Origin of the sequence: Brevibacterium oceani (genome assembly GCF_013623835.1) — a bacterium.
In the GTDB taxonomy this organism is placed as follows: Bacteria; Actinomycetota; Actinomycetes; order Actinomycetales; family Brevibacteriaceae; genus Brevibacterium; species Brevibacterium oceani.
In genome coordinates this window covers 643,396-662,990 of sequence record NZ_JABKDE010000003.1, presented here as the reverse complement: position 1 = coordinate 662,990, position 19,595 = coordinate 643,396, and the positions used below count along the sequence as shown (strand labels likewise).

The following is a 19,595-nucleotide window of genomic DNA, read 5'->3' as shown; positions in this document are numbered from 1 at the left end:
TGGGCCAGGACCCGGTGGCCACTGCCGCCTCGAACAACCCGATGCTCACGACCCTGACCAAGGCTGTCTCGGGCAAGCTCAACCCCGATGTCGACCTCGTCGACACCCTCAACGGCGACGAGTTCACGGTCATCGCCCCGGTCGACGACGCCTTCGCCGATGTGCCCAAGGACGACCTCGACGCCCTGGCCAAGGACTCGGACCAGCTGACGAAGGTGCTGACCTACCACGTCATCCCCGGACAGCTCTCCCCCGATGAGATCGCCGGTGAACACGAGACCGTCGAAGGTTCGAAGGTGAAGATCTCCGGTGAGGGCGAGGACATGAAGTTCGACGATGCCGGACTGGTCTGCGGCGGAGTCAAGACCGCCAACGCCACGGTCTACATGGTCGATGCCGTGATGATGCCGAAGAAGTGACCGGAGAGTCCACAGCGAGAGAACACCACGATGCAGTGGCCGGGAACCGATCAGCAGCAACAGGATCGGCTCCCGGCCGCTTTCGGTTCCTCGCCGGTTCGTGCGGCTTCAGGCGAACGTCGATTGACCGTCTCTGTTGCACACGCTCCCACCACTGCACCCACCCCGCTCGACTCGCTCACCTGGGAAAGGTGTGATCGGTTTCTGCATGCATGGCATGATTGGGCAATGAGTTCTGATCACCAGCCGGCGGATTCCGCCGATCCCGGCGGTGCCCTGCTGATCCGCATCGCCGAGGGTGAACGGTCCGCATTCGAAGAACTGTTCACCACTCACTCCCGCATCCTCATGGCCGTCATCCTGCGAATCGTCAAGAGCCGAACACTGGCCGAGGAAGTCCTCCAGGACTGCTTCACCGAGGTGTGGACCCGGTGTTCGGGCTTCGACCCGGGGCGCGGCAGCGGACGGGCATGGCTGATCACCCTGTGCCGCAGGCGAGCCATCGACTGTGTGCGCAGCGTCCAGGCTCAACAGGACAGAGACTATGCGGACGGGCTCCGCACCACCGCCGAAGCAAGCGACCAGGTGGAGCAGACCGTCATCGCCCGTGCAGAGTCGGACCGGACCGTCTCGGCTCTGCGGATCCTCCCGGATGAGCAGGCCGAACCGATCGTCATGGCCTTCTACCAAGGCATGACCCACACCCAGATCTCTGAGAATCTCCAGGTGCCCCTGGGTACCATCAAGTCACGGATCAGGGACGGAATGAAGAAGCTGCGAGAAGAGTTGGAGGCAAGCCGATGAGCGCAGATCGTGACTATCTGGCTGCCGGGCTGGCCCTCGGCGGGCTCAGCGACTCAGAACTCACCGAGGCTCAGGCGCTGGCCGATGCCGACGCCGACTTCCGCGCCGAAGTCGCCGCCTATGCCGACGTGATGGCCGACGCGGCCGAATCCGATGAACCGGTCGAGGTCAGCTCGGCGGCCCGGGACGCGATTCTCAGCATCCCTGACAACCATGAGCAGGAACCGGCCTCAGAGTCGACCCCGACAGCCGAGGCACAAACCCCACCGGTCGGTGAGGTTTCGCCCACACCGGCTGCCGCGGAAACCTCCGCCGGGGCACCGCCCGCGCCGACGTCGCTCAGCGCCCATCGGGAGGCCCGCCGATCCGACGCCCGCGCAGACGACCTGGGCCGGGCTCAGCCTCGCCGACGTTCCTGGCTGCCCTGGGCCGCAGCCGCAGCGGCGATCGTCGTCGCCGCCGGTCTCGGCGCGACCGTCTGGCAGCAGAATCAGCGGCAGAACGAGCTGGAAGAGGATCTGGCCGCGACTCAGCAGCAGCTCGATGACTCGGCCCGCCTCATGGAGGCTGGTGACCTGAAGACGAGCACCGCAGATATACCGGACGGCGGAACCGTCACCGTGCTCTCCTCCGAGAGCGAGCAGCTCATCCGCCTCAGTCCAAAAGACATCGGACGGCCACCGGCCGGAAAGTCGATGCAGATGTGGGTCATCGGCGCCGACGGCCCGGAAAGCGCCGGCCTGATGTCGGATCAGCCGGTGACCATCGCCGGCGAGAAGTTCGCGAAGGGCAGCGTCTTCGGCATCACCGTCGAACCCGAGGGCGGTTCGAAGCAGCCGACCACCGACCCGGTCGTCGCGATCGACCTGTAGGTCCGTCGGCAGCGTTCTGCTCACGGCAGATCGACGGCACCGAGGCGTGACTGCTCCGGGCCCCGCCGAGTAGACTCACTCCCACCGTCGGCGAAGGAGCAGACATGACCGAATTCGAGTGGGACCCGGACACCTACCAGGCGCTCATGGCCGAGGAGATCCCCGACTACCCGCGACTCCAGTCCGAAGTGGCGGCCGCAGCCGCTGCGGGACGACCGAGGTCGGTCCTCGATCTGGGCATCGGCAGCGGTCTGACCGCACAGCGTGTTCTCGAAGCACTCCCGGAGACGGAACTGCTCGGCATCGACGCGAGTGCCGACATGCTCGCCGCCGCTGAACAAGCTCTCGACCCGGAGCGCACGGAGCTGCGGCAGAATCGCCTTGAGGATCCGCTTCCGCGTGGCCCCTTCGACTTGGTGATGTCGACGCTCGCGGTCCATCACCTCGACGGTCCCGGCAAGGCGGACCTCTTCGCTCGCATCGCAGCGCTGCTCAGACCCGGCGGTCGGTTCGTCCTCGGCGACCTCGTCGTTCCTGCCGATCCGGCAGACGTCGTCACGCCCATCGACTGGATCGACGACACTCCCAGCTCCCTCGATGCACAGCTGACCTGGCTCGTCGAGGCGGGGCTGACACCGCACGCGCATTGGCAGCACCGGGACCTCGCAGTCGTCGTCGCGCAGAAGAAATGATCAGACCTCACCGACCCGATCAGCCGAACCGCCGCCTCAGGTATCGCGCTCGGCCACCTCGTCGAACCCTGCGATGAGCGCATCGAGTGCGAACTCGAAGCGAGCGGTCGGTGCGCGGCGCGCAACCGCAGCGGTCGCCTCGACGAGGCGCGGGAAATCCGCCTCGGAGATTCCGTCGAGATGAGCCGCCTGACGCTTCTCACCCCTGAGCGCGGCATGCATGAGGACGAGCTCGTGGATGGTGTAGATCATGTCGAGTCCGCGCCGGGCAGAGAACCCGGCTTCGCAGAGGAAGTCGACGAGAGTCTCCAACAGAGCAAGATTTCCGCTGGTCACCGCCGGCCGGGTCATGACGAGATCGACGAGGTTCGGATGTTCGGAGAGAGTGCTCAGCTGCGTTCGCGCATAACCCTTCAAGGCGTCCCGCCACGGTGACTCCGCGAAGTCGAGCGGCGGCGCGGACGTCGAGAGTTCCTCGACGACGGCGTCGAGCAGGGCGTCCTTGTTCGGGAAGTGGTGGTAGAGCGCCATCGCCTCGACCTTGAGCCGGGCTCCGATCCTGCGCATCGACACCGATGCCAGGCCCTCTTCGTCGGCGATGGCGATCGCGGTGCGCACGATCGACTCCGGTCTCAGACCGGCATGCTGGCCTCGCGTGCGGGCCGCACTTCCTGTGCTCATGCCGCCTCCTTCATGAACTCTCGGGTTTTCCTCCATTGACCTGATCTACACCGTAAAACTAGCATGAGAATAAAGTTTTACGCTGTATAACCAGAAAGGACTCCACCATGAACAGGCAGTACTCCGGTTCGACCTTCGTCGCCCTCTGGGTCGGGCTGACACTCACTGTCGTGGCAGCCGCGTGCGCACAGCTCGGCAGGCCGCTCATCGGCGACCACATCCGCAGCGGCTACCCATCGATGTCCCAGAATGAGATCGCGACAGGCGTGGACTTCTACGCCACCTCCTTGACGGTCGTCAGTGTGCTCGGCGTCCTCGGCTGGGCGGTGACCATCTGGTCGGCGCACCGCGGCAGCCGGTGGATCCGATGGGCGGCCCCGGTGCTGGCTCTCACCGGCACCTCCGTCGCCGCATTCGCCCTCCTCGTCCGCGACACCTCGGGAGACACCGGTCTGCCACCGCTCATCGGCACCATCGGCATCCTCCCCTGCGCGGCAGGGCTCATCGCCGTCGTCCTCATGTTCACTCGATCGGCCACCTCGGCGAACAGGGACACAGCGCCACTGCACCGATCACCTCGAGCACGAGCAACCTGAAAGGAATACCCATGTCAGAATCCCTCAGCCCCAGGGCCCACACCCGACACGACCTCGCCGAGGCGGTCGGAAAGGTGCATCGCGCGGGTATGCCCGGCATCATCGCCGAGGTGGTCGACCACGGCGAGACCATGCGCGAATGTGCAGGATTCGCCGAGGTGACCGCTCGGATTCCGATGACGCCTGAGCTCCACCATCGCGTCGGCAGCATTGCGAAGACCTTCACCACGGTGGCCCTGCTCCGGCTCGCGGAGAAAGGGCTGATCGACCTCGATGCGTCGATCGGCCGATACCTCCCCGAACTCGTGCCCGGGGAGCGCGGCAAGGCGATCACCGTGCGCATGCTCGCCGCTCACACGAGCGGACTCAACGAATACCTGCCCGTCATCTACGATTCTCTGAAGGCGTTTCCGGACCTGGCGCAGACGAGTCCTCGCAGCCTCATCGAGCATCAGTTCACTCACTTCGACAGACGAGACCTCATCGACATCGGCGTCGAGGCTCCGTCGGCAGGGGAGCCCGGCGGCCTGCCGGGCAGGTACTCGAACACGAACTACCTGCTCCTCGCAGAACTCATCGAGACCGCCACCGGCACCACGGCCGAAGAGCACATCCGCACCGAGGTCATCGAGCCCGCCGGACTCCACGACACCTATTTCCCGTCCGAGCCGGTGCTGCCGGCACCTCATACGAGCCTCTGCGAGTCCTGGTTCGGCATGGCAGATCCGCCGGTCGACCTGACCGACTTCGACATGTCGTGGGTGGGTCCCGCAGCCTCTTTGGTGTCGACCGCAGCCGATCTCAACCGATTCTTCGGTCTCCTTGTCGACGGACAGCTGCTGAGACCGGAATCGCTCGAGCAGATGCAGAGCACCGTTCCGGTGATCTCGTTCGAGGGCACGACCATCGAGTACGGGCTCGGGCTGCACCGACGTGAGGCCGACGACGGAACCGTCTGGTGGGGACACGACGGTTCGGTGTGGGGCGGAGGAGCGCTCACGTTCACTCGGGCCGACGCACAGAAGCAGATCACTGTTCTGGTCAACGGCCAGCGATGGAACAGCCTCGACGATTCCGGACGTCCACAGCCGCATCCGATCGATGCCGCCCTGGCCGCTGTCGTCGCGATGGGCATGAGCTGAGCATCCACCGCCGGCGGGAGGCAGCCCTCGCGATTTCCCCACTGAGGCGGATGCCGATCGCGCATCTCACTGTCTAAGCTGGAACGATGACGGAAGAACCTCGATCGACGGCCGGGCTGTCGGATCTGGACCGCAGGCCGAAGCGGTCCGATGTCAGGCTCGTCGCTGCGCTGGCCGCCGGGTCGCTCGTGTTCGCCGTGCTCTATTCCGGCAGCGGATTCTGGGAGTTCAAGGCCCCACTGTGGGTTGCCTGCCTGCTCTCGATCGTCGTCACTGTTCCGCTCCTGTGGAGGCGGCGCTTCCCGAATCTCGTGGCCTGGTTCATCACCGCGCTCTACGTCACTGCGCAGATTCTGCAGATGATGGAGCCGGGCGTCTCCCAGATCGCTCTCTTCATCTCCGTCTATGCGATCGGCGCATTCCGCCTCAGCAGGCGGGTGGCGTTCGTCTCGCGCTGCCTGCTATGTCTGGCGATCTTCGTCTATGTCGTCGTCTCCGCGGCCCTGCAGTTCCAGGATCTGGGTGATCTCACCTTCGTCCAGTTCGCAGCGGCCACCGGGGTCACGTTCCTCATCAACGCCGTGTTCTTCGGCGGCGCGTGGCTCTTCGGCAATCGGGCCTACGCCCAGCGTTGCCTGCTCGACGAACTCCGAGCCGCCAATGAGGAGGTCCGCGAACAGGAACAGCAGCTGACCCGTCAGGCGCTTGACCTGGAGCGCGTGCGCATCGCCCGCGAACTCCACGACGGGGTCGCCCACCATATCGCCGGGGTCGGCATCCATGCGGCCGCTGCGCGCCGCAGCCTCGAGAAGAACCCCGACAAAGCCAAGGAATCGCTGCAGGTCATCGAGTCCTCGACCCGTGAGACCGTCGATGAGCTCCGCGCCCTCGTCTACACACTGCGCGACACGCACACACCTGCCGATCCGCTCGAGAACACGGACACCGATCGGGTCAGCACGTCCGACGAACCGGCAGCGTCGTCGGTCAAAGGCAATCCCGGCCTCGGCGATCTGCCCGAGCTCATCACATCGGCCCAACGATTCGGCCAGACCGTCGAGTACACCACGGTCGGGCGACCGCGTCCGCTGACCCCGATCACGGAGATGTCGATCTACCGAGTGATCCAGGAATCCCTGACGAACTGCGCCCGCTATGCGGGTGCCGGCGCCGAGGTGGCTGTGCGTGTCCGCTACGGCACCGCTGATCTCGAGGTCGAGGTGAGCGATTCCCGCGGTCATGACTCCCGCAATCCCGACTCCCGCGGCATCGATTCGACGACAGAGCGAGCGCACGGATCACACGAGCGCCGCGCCGGTGCGGTCCGTCGGTCGGAGGGAACCGGACTCGGCATCGTCGGGATGAGAGAGCGCATGAATGCCCTCGGCGGCAGCCTCGAGGCCGGTCCGAAATCCCGCGGCGGGTGGCTCGTCCGCGCGCGCATCCCCTACCCGCGCAGCACCGCAGATGGGCTCGGACCCCGGGACGAGTCCCCACAGACCGAGGGCCGCGGCCCCGCCGCAGAAACCGCACCCACCGCGAAGGCTCCCGAGCCGCGCGGCTCCGAATCCACCGACCCTGCACCCGCTGAGAGGGCTCTCCCATGATCCGAGTCCTCCTCGTCGACGACCAATCGATGGTCCGCACCGGCTTCCGCACGATCCTCGAAAGCGAGGACGGGATCACCGTGGTCGGCGAGGCCGAGAACGGGCAGATCGCCATCGACAAAGCCCTCGAGCTCTCCCCCGACGTCATCTGCATGGACGTGCAGATGCCGGTCATGGACGGGCTCGAATCCACCGAGCAGATCGTCCATCGCGGCTCGGGCGGAGCCGTCCTCATGCTCACCACCTTCGACCGCGACGACTTCCTGTTCCGGGCTCTGGCCGCCGGCGCAAGCGGGTTCCTCCTCAAGACCGCCGAGGCCGAACAGCTCATCGACGCGGTCGCCGCACTGGCCGCCGGCGACGGACTCCTCTCGCCCGAGGTGACCCGCCGCGTCATCGAACGCTCGGTGTCCACGCCGGAGCCGACCACCCCCACGGCCCCGGAGCTCGAGCAGCTCACCGAACGCGAACTCGAGGTGCTCAGGTTGGTCGCGACCGGAGCAAGCAACTCGGAGATCGCCGCTCAGCTCTTCGTCGGCGACGCCACGGTGAAGACGCACGTGTCGAACCTGCTGGCAAAACTCGGCATCCGCGACCGCATCCACGCGGTGATCTGGGCCTACGAGCACGGTGTCGTGGCAATCGGGCGGCAGGACCGGCCAGGGTGAGATGAGACGGGGACCGCGGGCCGCCTCGGCGGATGGATCGGCACCTTTTGTGGACATCGGTCACAGTCTCGGTCACAACGGGAGTAATATGTCTCTCATCGAACCGTCATAGGGCGGTTCGCTCCTCCCCACCGACACCCAACCACCGCATTGACGGTCTCCCCCAGCGAACGGCATCGCAGCTCCCACGGCCGATCCGGTTCGCAGACCGGAAAGGCTGCACACCTATGCACAGTGTGGACGGCATCACCCCCGTCGACCCCACCTATGACCGGCTGGTGCACCTCGCACCGACCCGCAGCCGCGAATCGGCCCAGATCGTCGACCACCTCCGATCCGGCCGGTCCGTCGTCGTGGTCTGCCTGCCCGGTGACGGAGCCCTGGACTTCGCCCGCTCGCTGGCCGCCGCACTCGGTCAGCCCGACCAGACGCTGCTCCGGGCCAGTGCCCACACCACCGCCGAGGAGGTCGCGCGGTTCGTCGATGCCGGCAGATCGAAGTGCGAACCGCGGATCATCAGCGGAGCCCACCTCCTCACGGATGCGGCGGAACCCGTCATCGACCAGGCGCTCCATACCTCCCCGGTGCCGATCGCCTACCTCCTCGACGGCGACCACCTGCGCACCGTCCGCGGCGGAGACGACGGTGTCCTCGGGCAGATCGCCGACGGGTGGAGCAGCGGAGAACTCGAACGGGTCGACCTGGCCCGGCTCACCGGAAGCGAATCCCTGGCGCTGGTCACAGGCTTGTCGACGACCATTCCCCTCGATGACCTGCAGCTGCGCACCCTGGCGGCGCTGTCCGGAGGCAAGCCGCTCGTCGCCGCCGATCTCATCGCCTGGGCGGAGACGAATCCGCACAGGGTGCCCCGGCACTATCCTCACGCAAGCATCGGCACCCCGTTCTTCGGCAACCGGGTGCTGTCGCGGGTCTCCACGCGGTTCTCGCAGCACAGCCCCGCGACTCTCATCGCTGCCCGCCGCCTCGGCGACCTCAGTCCGATGCCGACCCGCACGGCCAAGCAGCTCTTCGGGGATGCGGTGATCGCCCGGCTCATCGATATGCGCCTGGCACGGGAATTCGATGTCAGCGGCCACACGTCTGTGGCGGTCTCGTCGCTGCACGTCGATGCGCTGGCCAACCAGCCCCTCGGCGAGGCGGACGCCGCGGACGAGGAGAAGTTCGAACGCCGCCTGACGACCCTGTGGAAGGCCGGCTACCCGGTCGGTGAGGCCGCCGAGATCGGTCTGGCCAGGGACGTCATCAACGAGGGCCTCGACATCGATCGGCGCCGCACCGAACTGCTGCTCAGGGCGGCACGTTCGCTCAACCGCCTCGGCGACCCTTTGGAAGCGACGATCATGCTCCACATGGTCGAAGATGCGGTGCAGGATGACCCGCTCTTCCTCGAGTGGGAGCTGCAGATGATCACGGCGCTCCTGCTGGGAGGCGACCGCGCAGGAGCACTCAAGATGATCAGGAAGGGGATCGACCTCGGGGCCATGGGCCGCGAACGTGATCCCGTCGTCCACGAACTCCTCACCACGGCCGCCACGGCATTGTCGGCCGAACGCGAGCTGCCGCGGTGGTGGACGGATTTCCTCGCCGAGGAGGTCGAACCGAAGATTCCCGGGTTCTCGAACCTCGTGTCCTCCTTCACCGGGGGTGCGATGACCCGGGTCGAGGATGCCCGCGCGGTGGCCGATTCTCCTGCCGCACCGTGGTCGCTGAGACTCATGGCCTTCGCCGCACTGTGCCAGTACCACCTGAAGACCGATGACGCCGAAGCGCTGATGACTGCCGCGGCCGAAGGACTCGACCTCATCGCCGAGATCACGACCGTGCGATCGCGACCGCTCAGCGGCTTCACCTTCACGATGGCCTGGTTCTTCACCATCGGCGCGACCGTCAACTGCCTGCTGGCCGGAGTCGAACCGCAGCGCTCCGAACTCGCCACCCGGACCCTTCTGGCTTCGGCGACAGGAGCCTCAGCCCACAGCGGATGGCAGCTGAGCGCGACGACCGCATGGTGCATCGGCATCCAGCGTCTGCTCGACGGAGAGACCGAGCTCGCCGCCCGGGACTACGAGGCGGTGGCCGACACGGTCACCCCGGCACTGTCCGCGGTCGGTTGGGGCCTGCGGGACACCCTCGGCCGATGGCAGCGCAGCAACGCGCCGTTCTACAACCCGGCCTCGACCACCGACAGTGCCCCGTCAGAGGGCTACCGACTCCATGACGGCCTCGCGTCGTTTCTGCTCGGGCCCGGGGCGACGAACCCCGGGCCGATGCCCGCGTGGATGCACGCCATCTTCGCTCACGCCCGCGTGCTCGACGGCACGATCACCCCCGCCGAGGCGCGCGAGTCCCTGCCCGCGGAGGTCGAGACCCTGACCATGCCGGGCCCCCTGGCCGCACGCAGACATATCGAAGCCGCAGCCGACGAGGATGCCGAGGAACTCCTCGCGGCCGGCCGGGAGCTGCAGGAGGTCGGATACCGCGGTGCCGCCCGACATGCGTTTGCCGAGGCCAGAGCCTTGTTCCTCGGACAGCGACTCAGCGCTCGGGCACGGATGGCCGGAGAGGCCCTGGACGCGCTGCGGCAGCGGGCGTCCATTCCGCCGGAAGATCCGCAGCCGAAGGAAGACACGGCGGGAGCCGCCTCTGCGGCAGCACCGCCCGTGACCCTGACCGATCGTGAGCTCGAGGTGTGCCGCCTCGTCGCCGAAGGGCTGACGAACGTGCAGATCAGCCAGCGACTCGTGCTTTCGGTGCGCACCGTCGAATCGCATGTGCTGCAGGCTCGGGCCAAGCTCGGGGCGGAGCGTCGCCGTGATATTCCGCGGTTGCTGCTCACGCTGCGCGACACCGGCCGGATCAATGCTTCGGACCACGCGCGGCGCTAGTGGACTTCGCACCGTCCGCTGCACCGGTTGTCTCCGTTCCATTCGACGCGCCAGCTGTCTTCGGTCGCACCGGACGGCCCGACCACCACACGTAGACGCCGGCGGCCACCAGGCCCGCTGCCATGATGACGATCCACCAGGGGAAGCCCGGCAGGTCCGTTTCGGCCAGACCTGATTCCCGGTCGGCGGCAGGGGTCGGGTAGACGCGTTCGGCGGTGACGAGGATGCGCTGGGAGTTGATGCCCAGCGGGGTGCACGTCACGAGGGTGACGAGGTCCCGATCGGAGATCGTGCCCAGCGATTCGGTCTCATCGGGATCGACGACCTGAGTCCTCACGACCTGGTAGCTGAGCACCTCGCCGAAGGTCGTGAGCGTGAACCGATCCCCCTTGCCGACCTTGTCGAGGTTCGTGAACATGGTCGCCTCGGCGAGTCCCCGGTGGCCGGTGATGACCGAGTGTGTGCCCTTTCCGCCGACGGGCAGGCTCGTGCCTTCGAGGTGGCCGAGGCCCTTGAGCAGGGTGGCATCGTCCGTGCCGTGGTAGACGGGCAGGTCGACGTCGATCTTCGGAATCCGCAGTCGGGTCATCACGCCCGTCCCACCGTCGTCGAGGACGTCCTCGTAGGCAGGTGCGCCCTTCGCCGAGGTGCCCTCGCCCGAAGGCAGTCGATGGTTCGATTCGAGACTGGCTCCGGATTCGAGGGCATCGTTGTACTTGTGGGCGAGAGCGATCTGGCGGGCGTTCTCGGCTCGGTTTCCGGCGGTCCCGTCCGCGGCGTTGTCGATGATCTTCGACTGGTCGAGCTGGGAGAACCACGCGGCCGCGCTCGGGTAGGTCCAGATGCCCAGGCCGGTCAGGGCGATGAGCGCGACGACGAGGGAGAGAATCGGCACGCGCCAGCGGCGCCCGTCGGTGGACAGACGCCGCGTGGTCGTGCCCGGCACGGCAGCCTCGGTGGTCTGCCTGCCTTCAGGTGAGTGGGTCACACCTGGTTCTTGCGGCGGTTGGCTGCGACGATGCCTGCACCACCGGCGATGAGCATGAGGCCGATGCCGGCGATCATCGCGAGCAGCTTGCCGTCAGCACCGGTCAGCGGGAGGTCCGGGTGGCCCTGCTGGGAGTTGGGGAACTTGAACTCGAAGGCACTCGCGACTTCACCGGCGGTGACGGTGACCTCGTTGAGAGAGTCGTCGAGGATGTAGCCGGCCGGGGCCTTGGTCTCCTTGACCCAGTACTTCTGCGTGGTGTCGTCATTGTTGCCGACCCACAGGGTGACGGAGACAGTGCCGTCGGCTGCGGTCTTCACCGACGCGACCTTGTTCTTGCCGGCAGCATCGGAGAAGATGTCGAACTCGGCACCGGCAAGGGTGTGCCCCTGGTCGCCGGCGACGTGCTTGATGACCTTGAGCGAGCCCCAGTTCGTGCTCACGGCAGGGGTCTCGACCTTGGAGTCGTTCGTGTTGACCAGTGCGGTGTTCTCGATGGTGCCGTCGCCCTGGGAGGTGACCTTCGTGGTGATCGTGGCGACGACCTTGTTACCACCCTCGAGCTTGTTCAGTCCGGTCGCAGTGAAGGTGATGGACACTGTGCCGCCGTTGTTCGCCAGCGTGTAGTCGGTGCCCTCCGTGAAGCCCGCGACCTTGGCGGAAACGAAACCGAGGCGGGAATCGAGCTTGTCAGTGATGACGAACTTCTTGTACCCGTTGTTCGCGGCCGGAACCGGTGCGGTGATGGTCCAGTCGACGGTCGCACCGAGGATCGGTGCTGAGGGGTTCGAGACCTCTTTGGTCGGCTGGGTCTTGTTCACCGAGTTCTTCGGGTAGACGTTGACGTCGTAGAGCCACTTGCCGTTGTCCTGCGAGAGCGGAAGCGTGACGAGGAACGGATCAGTCGTCGAGGTCGCGTTCGCGGGAGCCTTGGTCTCGGTGACGAGGTAGAGGCCCAGCGGGAGATCACCGAATGTTGCGAGGCCGCCATTTGCCGTGGTCTTCGCAACTCCGGCGGCCTTGGTGAAGGCATTGCCTTTGACCTGCTCGGCCGTGACGCCCTTGATGGCGTCCCAGCCCTCGGGGGTCGTCAGGTCGATGGCCTGGCCACCCTTGTCTGTGACCTTCTGGACGGTGAATTCGGCGCCGTTCAGCGGTTCGCCGAGCTTCGAGGTGTCCGTGATCGCCGATCCGTCACCACCGTCGGTGCCGTAGCTGCCGTCGTACTTGTGGATGATGATCGACCCGGTCCGACCGGAATCGATGTTGCCCACATTGTCAGCGGCCTGCGCGGTGCCGGCCATGCCCAGAACGCTCAGCGAGGCGATGGCGGCCACCGCGGTCAGACGCCGCAACAGACCTGATTTCCTGTTTTTCATTGTTTCCCTTTCAGTGCTTCCGGTTCCTGCGGCGCAGGCCCTTGAGAAGTGCGATGGCACCGGCGGCGGCGAGCAGTGCTGCTCCGCCGATGAGGTAGATCTGGCTTCCGGTTCCGCCGGTCAGCGGCAGTGCCACCGGGGGCTTCTGCTCGTTGGTGTACGACCCGAGTTTCTTCTCCAGGTCGGTTCCGGAGACCGTGAACGTGTGGGGTGCGTCGTCGAGGATGTATCCGGCCGGTGCCTTCTTCTCGACGAGGGTGTGCTTGCCCCACTTGAGACTGTCGACGGAGAATTTGCCGGCTGCCGGGTCCTTATCGGCGCCCGCGCATTTGTCCGCCGAGGCGGCCACGCAGTCCTCGATCTCCGTCGACTTCCCGTCGGGATCGGTGAGGGTCCAGACCGAGCCTTTGAGTGCGTTTCCGGATTCGTCGGTCTTGCCCCAGGTCACGGCACCGGTTTTCGCGGTGTTCGTGATGGTGCAGGTGACATCGTCGCCGGATTTCAGAGTCACGGAGCTCTTGTCCGAGGTGACGACGCCGGAACCGGATCTCGGTTTACAGTCCCAGTCCGAGGCGTCGTAGCCCTTCGGGGTTCCGGCCTCGGAGAGGGCGTACTTACCGGACTTCACCTTCGCCTTGGTCACCGACTCCTGCCCGGTCTTGCCTTCGATGGTCTTGTTCCCCGAGGCGGCGTCACCTTCGGCCTTGAGAGTCCAGTCAGTGTCTTTGGCAGTGCCGGCCGCAGCCGTGTTGTCGACCTTCTTCACCAGGGTCAGCGCGGTGTCTTTGACCTTGTTGAGGTAGGTGCAGTCGATGCTGTCGCCGGGCTTGATGCCTGTGAGGCCGGTGCTCTGGTCGTTGGTGAGCTTCGTCGTGTCCTTCGACCCGTCGAGGTGAGTGATATCGCAGCTGCCGCTCTTGAACTCGTAGCCGTCCTGTTGGGTCTCGGAGATCGCGACCATGGCCCGGCCCGTGGGCTTCGAGAACTTCAGTCCCCACTTCGCGTTGCCGTCGGCGTCGGTCTTCTGCGTGGCAGCGGTCGGAGTCGAGGTCACCGACTCGGTTGTGGCGGTCGTCTTTGCCCCGACGGTCCAGTCCTTGCCGGGCTTCTTGTTCTCACCGTTCTCATCGACGACGTCCTTGTGGATCGAGACGTTCGCAGTCAGCGGAGAGTTCGTGATCGTGCAGACGACGGCGTCGCCGGTGTTGGGAATGGTCACGGTGCCAGAGGTTCCGGTGCCGGAGGAGCCGGAGAGTGCGCGGCCGTCGACGGTGCACGAGTAGGTGCTGGCGTAATCGCCCAGGTCAGCCCCCTTGGCAGCAGACTCGGAGAAGGCGATCTCGGCTCCGCGTTTGGCGGGCAGCGGCCCGACGATTTCGTCCTGCAGACCGGTCTTCTCACCGGTCGTCGTGGCGGTGCCGAGCTCTGTGCTGCCCTGCTTGAGGGTGAGACCGAACTGGTCCGCAGACTTCGCGCGTCCGCCTGCGATCTCCTTCTGGAGCGTGAGGGTGGCCGGAGACGAGCAGGATGCGAGATCGGTGCTCGACCATGAGCCGCTGGCGAACGACTGTCTGTTCGACCAGTTCGGCATGTCGTAGCTGGTGATGGAGTCTCCGGTTCCGAGATACGCCTTGCCTGCCGCGTCGAATGCCACTCCGTTGACATTGGAGTTGGTCGTGAATCCTGCGGACTTGGACGAAGGGATCGATCCACCCGCAGCATTCGCGACGTTGGCTGCGGTGACCGAGAAGATCGTCGTCGTCGAGCCCGATCCGCGAACGATGAAGAGGTTGCCGTTCGCGTCGAAGGCGATGTCTCCATTGGCAGCGCCACCCGAGTCGGCACTGGTGTCGATGGTGCCCTTGAACGAGATGCTGTTGCTGCCCGAATCGTAGGAATAGAGGAAGAAGGAGGTGCCGGCCGTGTTGAAGCCGCCGAAGTAGAAGATGTCAGTGGAGAGGTTGACGGCGCCGCCGATGAACTGGACTCCGCTCTTCGACTCCTTGGCATCGGTGGTCTTCCAGGTCTCCGACGAAGTGTCGAACCGGTAGATCTCGACGGTCTGTGCGGAGTCCGTCCGTTCGTAGGCGTAGATCGGTGATCCGTTCTTCCCGATCCCGAGACCGTTGAATGACGTCACCTGCACGTCGCGGTACTGCCACCCGGACCAGACACTCCAATAGCGTTCTCGCTTGGTGGCGTAGCTTCCGACGTTCGTCGAACCCGAGCTTGTCATCTTCCTCAGCTGTCCGTCGCTCGACGCCGAGTAGGCGACGCCCGGCTCACAGCTGATCGATGCCGCCGCCTGCGCCGGGGCGGCGGGCAGAACGACGACACCACCGGCGATCACCAAGAGCACAGCGATCAGCGCCGCCCACAGGGCGCGCACGCGCAGACGTACCCGGGTCATACATCCCTCATTTCGAAGTCGAGCAAGGTGTTCCAGCTCGATTCGATTCCCTGACGATCCACGGCAACGTGGCACCGGTATCAGAGTTGCGGAGTGAGGAGCTGGTCAAGCTCTTTCAAGATATGTAGTTGCACGATCAATCACACTGCCCAGCAGGCACTCTTCAGCAAGAGTTCCGTAGTCACTCCACTACCGAGTAGTTCACATCTCAACTACTCAGTAGTTTGAATTTCAATCTTCGAAACATCGCTGCTCCCACCTGCGCCGTTCGCGACTCCCCCGCAGGCAGGGGCGCGAATTCACCCGTTCGGCTGATCCCAAAGCACCGATCTCCGCATAGCGTTGAAGCATGATCACTCTGGAGAACATCAACCGCAGCTTCGGCGACAAGCAGGTGCTCCACGACCTCAGCTTCGACATCGCCGACGGACGGATGACCGGCTTCGTCGGTTCGAACGGCTCCGGCAAGACGACGACCATGCGGATCCTCCTCGGCGTGCTGGCCGCCGACTCCGGACGCATCACCGTCGACGGAACCGCCATCACCCCGGCCCACCGCAGCGCGATCGGCTATATGCCCGAAGAGCGCGGTCTCTACCCGAAGATGCCGATCATCGATCAGCTCGTCTACCTCGCCCGTTTCCACGGACTGAGCCGCCAGACCGCGAAGAAACGCGGGCTCGAACTCCTTGAGGAACTCGACCTCAAAGGCGAACCCACCGACACCCTCGAATCGGTCAACCTCGGCAACCAGCAGAAGGTCCAGATCGCCGCGGCCCTCATCCACGACCCCGAGGCTCTTGTCCTCGACGAACCGTTCTCCGGGCTCGACCCCACCGCCGTCGAACGCACCCTCGCAGTCCTCACCTCCTTCGCCGCCTCCGGCGCCCCCGTGCTCTTCTCCAGCCACCAGCTCGACCTCGTCGAACGCCTCGTCGACGACGTCGTCATCATCAACGACGGCCGCCTCATCGCCGCCGGCACCACTGACGAACTGCGCCGCGAACGCAGCTCACCCGAATGGACGCTCCAGACCGACGCGGACATGGGATGGGTGCGCGAGGTCCCCGACATCACCGTCATCGAATTCGACGGGAACTGGGTCCGCTTCGCAGCACCGGACTCCACCACCGCCGAGGCGGTCCTGAGGAAAGCGCTCGACGTGTCCTCCGTGTCCTCGTTCGCTCCGCACATCGTCCCCCTCAACCGGCTCTTCCAGGAGGTCACCCAGTCATGAGCACGGAAACCCTGACCCGAACAGACTCAGCCGCGAACCGTGCCGGCTTCACCACCGCCATCGGCCTCGTCATCGAACGCGAGATCATGGTCCGGCTCAAGTCCAAGGCGTTCATGATCTCGACGATCCTCTCAATCGTCATCCTCGGGGCCCTCGTCGGAGTCTCCGGGGCGCTGCCCTCACTCTTCTCGTCCACGGACAAGGTAGCGGTCACCTCAGCGGGGGCCGAAGCCGTCAAGGGCATCGAGGACATCGAACCTGTCGTCGTCGACGATGTGGATGAGGCGAAAGCCCTCGTCAGCTCCGAGAAGGTCGACGCCGCGGTCGTCGACTCGGAGGACTCCCCGACCGGAGTTGCAATCCTCTCGCTCCGGTCGGCCCCGGAATCGCTCATCGGCTCGCTCAGCCTCACGCCCGAGGTCGAACTCCTCGACCCCGACGCTCCGGATCCGGCCCTGACCTACTTCATCGGGCTCGGCCTCGGACTCGTGTTCTTCATGGCGGCGATGACCTTCGGCAATACGATCGCCTCCTCGGTGGTCGAGGAGAAGCAGTCACGCATCGTCGAGATCCTGCTCGCCTCCACCTCGGCGCGGGTGCTCATGTTCGGCAAGGTCATCGCGTGTACGATCCTCGCCTTCGCCCAGATCGGACTCACTGCGGTCGCGGTCCTCGCCGGAGCCGCCGTCAGCGGAAACGACCTCGTGTTGGGCAAGGTCGCCGAGCCCATCGCCTGGTTCGTCCCGCTCTTCATCATCGGCTTCGTCATGGTCGCCGCCCTCTACGCGGCCGCAGCCTCGATGGTCTCGCGCACCGAGGACCTGCCGTCGACGAGTACGCCGATCATGATGCTCATCTTCCTGCCGTATATGGCCGTCATCATCTTCTCCTCGAACGAGACGGTCATGGGGGTGCTCAGCTACATTCCGTTCTCGGCGGCGGTGGCCGTGCCGATGCGAGTCTTCCTCGGCACGATCGCATGGTGGGAGCCGCTCGTCTCGCTGCTCATCCTCGCCGCGACGACACTGCTCGCCCTGTTGGTGGCAACCCGGATCTTCGAACGCTCGATCCTCCAGTCGGGCCCGAAGCTGTCGTGGGGCCAGGCACTGCGGCGACGCTGAGCCAGCGGCCCGGCCAGTGTGCGGCACTGCCTGCGTGCGGCCCGGTCGGTGCGGCACGGCTACTGTATGCCCGATGTGTACACGTAGTGATGAAAATCAGTACGCTCACACTTCTGATGCACAGTCACGTACTCGATGCCCGCGTGAAGGCGCGGAGGTGGCTCCGACGACTGGCCTGACCTACAGCCACCCGTTGTCGCGGGCGATGCGTGCGGCGTCGGCGCGGTTGCGGGCGTTCGTCTTCCCGATCGCCGCCGACAGCCGGTTCCGCACGGTCCCGGCGGACAGGAACAGTATCGAGGCGACCTCGTCCACGCTGGCACCGTCGGCCGCCGCTCGCAGCACGTCGGTCTCCCGCTCGGTCAGCGGAGAAGCGCCGTGCATCGACGATTCGACGACGAGCTCGGGGTCGATGACCCGCAGACCCGACATCACCCGGCGGATGCCCTCGGCGAGATGCTCGACCGGTGCGTCCTTGACCATGAATCCGTCCACCTCGGCGTCCATCGCCCGTTTCACCCATCCCGGTCGCCCATAGGTGGTGACGATGATGACCTTGACCTGCGGAAACTCCTCATTCAGGGTGGCGGCAACCTCGAGGCCGTCAGGTCCCGGCATATCGACGTCGAGGAGGGCGACGTCAGGGCGGGACTCCCGCACGGCCGGCAGCACCTCGTCGCCACGGGCGCACTGGGCGACGACCTCGAGGTCGGCCTCCATGCCGAGCAGAGCGGCGAGCGCCTCACGGACCATCCTCTGATCGTCAGCGATGAGCAGGGTGATCATTGCGGCGCCTCCCCGTCGCGGGCGACGACGCCGCCCCCGTCGCGAGCGACCGCGTCGCCACTAGCCTCCCGGGCGACCGTGAGGACGAAACCGTCGTCGGTCTTCTGGGTGCGCACCACAGCGCCGACCGCTCGCGCCCGTTCGCGCAGTCCCTGCAGGCCGGTTCCCGCGCCCACCTCGCCGAGGTTGGTCGTCTTCCCGCTGCTGTCGTTGCGCATCTCGAATCGGGTGGGGCCGAGGGTGATCACGCACCTCCCGGCGCGGGCGTGTCGGAGGACGTTCGTGCTGCCTTCGCGCACCGCCCACGCGAAGAGTTCGCGCAGTTCGGTCTCGACTCCGTCGACCGAGGTGGGAGCTTCGACGGTGATGCCGTCGGCGCGCAGTGCCCGCGTCGCCGTCACGAGCTCTTCCGCCAGAGAGATCCGCCTGGTGCCCTGAACCGTCGTGCGGACATCGGCGAGCGCTCCACGTGCCAGGGTCTCGATCTCGCTGATGTGGGTGGCCGCCTCGGGGGCGCCGGCGGCCTGGAGCTTCGCGGCCAGTTGGGCCTTGAGCGCGATGACGGTGAGCGAATGTCCGAGCACGTCGTGGACGTCTTGGGAGAGCCGGAGCCGTTCGGCCTCACGTTCGAGGCGGCGGTTCTCCTCCTCCGAGGCCCGGGCGGCTCGGGCCCGGTCCCCGGCAAGGAGTGCCATGACCATGGCGAAGCCAGAGATCGAGATGCCGAAGGTCGTGGCCCAATCGTGGGTCCACCCGGGTACGAGACGTTGGGTAGCCTCGGCGACGAGGAGGGTCGAGGCCGCGATGACGAGTCCGGGGATCACCTTCCGCACAGTCACCACGGCGATGACGGAGATGTAGGCGAGGAATGACAACCCCTCCTCGCCGACGAGCGGCACCACGATGACAGTGATGATGACCATGAGGACGATGGCGGCGTTGACGACGACTTTTGCTCGACGCGTCGGGATCGCTGTCGCATCTCGGATGGTGCGGGAGAATGCCCTCAGTCCGACGCCGCCGGCCACCATGGCGATGTAGAACACGAGGGCGAAGATGATCGTCAGGCCCAGACCCCACGCCCGCGCCGTTCCTTCCAGATTCCACGAGGCGTTGAGTGGGTAGGCGAGGAAGACGAGCCAGAAGATGGGGAAGAACCAGCTCATGAACGTGAAGGGACGCTCGTAGGTCTCAGTGCTCATCACTGCCTCCTCGTTCGTCGTTGCCGCTGTCTCGGAACCACTCGGTCTCGCGGAACTGCAGAGTGGTCGTGGGCTCTCGGTAGAG

The 19,595-nt window shown here is 65.8% G+C and carries 17 protein-coding genes; 11 read left to right on the top strand and 6 right to left on the bottom strand.

The genetic code is table 11. The features are described 5' to 3' along the window. The 4 genes from HK401_RS09450 to HK401_RS09435 form a co-directional block, all read left to right on the top strand. The coding region (locus tag HK401_RS09450) for a fasciclin domain-containing protein (protein ID WP_181274374.1) at positions 1-419 on the top strand (419 nt) is incomplete at its 5' end. 228 nt (positions 420-647) lie between these two features. Next, positions 648-1,223 carry a sigma-70 family RNA polymerase sigma factor gene (locus HK401_RS09445; RefSeq protein ID WP_181274373.1) on the top strand — a complete coding sequence of 192 codons (576 nt, stop codon included), beginning with the start codon at positions 648-650 and terminating at the stop codon, positions 1,221-1,223. Further along, a complete protein-coding gene (locus HK401_RS09440) occupies positions 1,220-2,095 on the top strand; it encodes an anti-sigma factor (RefSeq protein ID WP_181274372.1) in 876 nt (291 codons plus the stop codon). Before HK401_RS09445 ends, HK401_RS09440 begins: the two co-directional genes overlap by 4 nt. Positions 2,096-2,199: 104 nt before the next feature. Further along, positions 2,200-2,787, top strand: a complete 588-nt coding sequence (locus HK401_RS09435) for a class I SAM-dependent methyltransferase (RefSeq protein WP_181274371.1) — start codon at positions 2,200-2,202, stop codon at positions 2,785-2,787. Positions 2,788-2,823: 36 nt separating this feature from the next. On the opposite strand, the gene HK401_RS09430 is transcribed toward HK401_RS09435, so the two are convergent. After that, a complete protein-coding gene (locus tag HK401_RS09430; protein WP_181274370.1) occupies positions 2,824-3,468 on the bottom strand; it encodes a TetR/AcrR family transcriptional regulator C-terminal domain-containing protein in 645 nt (214 codons plus the stop codon). A gap of 107 nt (positions 3,469-3,575) precedes the next feature. On the opposite strand from HK401_RS09430, the gene HK401_RS09425 reads away from it, so the two are divergent. The 5 genes from HK401_RS09425 to HK401_RS09405 all read left to right on the top strand — a co-directional run bounded on the left by HK401_RS09425 (position 3,576) and on the right by HK401_RS09405 (position 10,387). Next, positions 3,576-4,064, top strand: a complete 489-nt coding sequence (locus tag HK401_RS09425) for a hypothetical protein (protein ID WP_181274369.1) — start codon at positions 3,576-3,578, stop codon at positions 4,062-4,064. An 11-nt stretch (positions 4,065-4,075) separates the two neighbouring features. After that, positions 4,076-5,206 carry a serine hydrolase domain-containing protein gene (locus HK401_RS09420; RefSeq protein ID WP_181274368.1) on the top strand — a complete coding sequence of 377 codons (1,131 nt, stop codon included), beginning with the start codon at positions 4,076-4,078 and terminating at the stop codon, positions 5,204-5,206. Between the two features lie 86 nt (positions 5,207-5,292). Beyond that, entirely contained in the window at positions 5,293-6,813 is a 1,521-nt protein-coding gene (locus HK401_RS09415) for a sensor histidine kinase (RefSeq protein WP_181274367.1), read from the top strand. After that, entirely contained in the window at positions 6,810-7,481 is a 672-nt protein-coding gene (locus tag HK401_RS09410; protein ID WP_181274366.1) for a response regulator, read from the top strand. The genes HK401_RS09415 and HK401_RS09410 overlap by 4 nt, the downstream gene beginning before the upstream one ends. A 227-nt stretch (positions 7,482-7,708) precedes the next feature. Further along, positions 7,709-10,387, top strand: a complete 2,679-nt coding sequence (locus HK401_RS09405; protein WP_181274365.1) for a helix-turn-helix transcriptional regulator — start codon at positions 7,709-7,711, stop codon at positions 10,385-10,387. Here HK401_RS09405 and HK401_RS09400 read toward each other — a convergent pair. From HK401_RS09400 to HK401_RS09390, 3 genes are read right to left on the bottom strand one after another with little or no spacing between them, the layout of a single operon-like run. Next, on the bottom strand, positions 10,359-11,375 hold the full coding sequence (locus tag HK401_RS09400) for a class C sortase (RefSeq protein WP_181274364.1): 1,017 nt from the start codon (positions 11,373-11,375) through the stop codon (positions 10,359-10,361). The two genes, HK401_RS09405 and HK401_RS09400, sit on opposite strands and share 29 nt — an antisense overlap. Next, positions 11,372-12,754 (bottom strand): SpaH/EbpB family LPXTG-anchored major pilin, encoded by a 1,383-nt coding sequence (locus HK401_RS09395; protein WP_181274363.1) that lies wholly within the window; start codon positions 12,752-12,754, stop codon positions 11,372-11,374. Before HK401_RS09395 ends, HK401_RS09400 begins: the two co-directional genes overlap by 4 nt. Positions 12,755-12,764: 10 nt before the next feature. Further along, positions 12,765-15,164 (bottom strand): SpaA isopeptide-forming pilin-related protein, encoded by a 2,400-nt coding sequence (locus tag HK401_RS09390; RefSeq protein WP_181274362.1) that lies wholly within the window; start codon positions 15,162-15,164, stop codon positions 12,765-12,767. 349 nt (positions 15,165-15,513) lie between these two features. Here HK401_RS09390 and HK401_RS09385 point away from each other — a divergent pair, with 349 nt between their 5' ends. Continuing rightward, on the top strand, positions 15,514-16,401 hold the full coding sequence (locus HK401_RS09385; RefSeq protein WP_181274361.1) for an ABC transporter ATP-binding protein: 888 nt from the start codon (positions 15,514-15,516) through the stop codon (positions 16,399-16,401). Then, positions 16,398-17,522: an ABC transporter permease gene (locus HK401_RS09380; protein ID WP_181274360.1), complete on the top strand. Its 1,125-nt coding sequence runs from the start codon at positions 16,398-16,400 to the stop codon at positions 17,520-17,522. Before HK401_RS09385 ends, HK401_RS09380 begins: the two co-directional genes overlap by 4 nt. Before the next feature lie 180 nt (positions 17,523-17,702). Here HK401_RS09380 and HK401_RS09375 read toward each other — a convergent pair whose 3' ends face one another. Next, positions 17,703-18,308 (bottom strand): response regulator transcription factor, encoded by a 606-nt coding sequence (locus tag HK401_RS09375; protein ID WP_181274359.1) that lies wholly within the window; start codon positions 18,306-18,308, stop codon positions 17,703-17,705. Then, complete coding sequence (locus HK401_RS09370; RefSeq protein WP_181274358.1) at positions 18,305-19,510, bottom strand: sensor histidine kinase; 1,206 nt, start codon at positions 19,508-19,510, stop codon at positions 18,305-18,307. The genes HK401_RS09375 and HK401_RS09370 overlap by 4 nt, the downstream gene beginning before the upstream one ends. Positions 19,511-19,595: the final 85 nt, after the last annotated feature.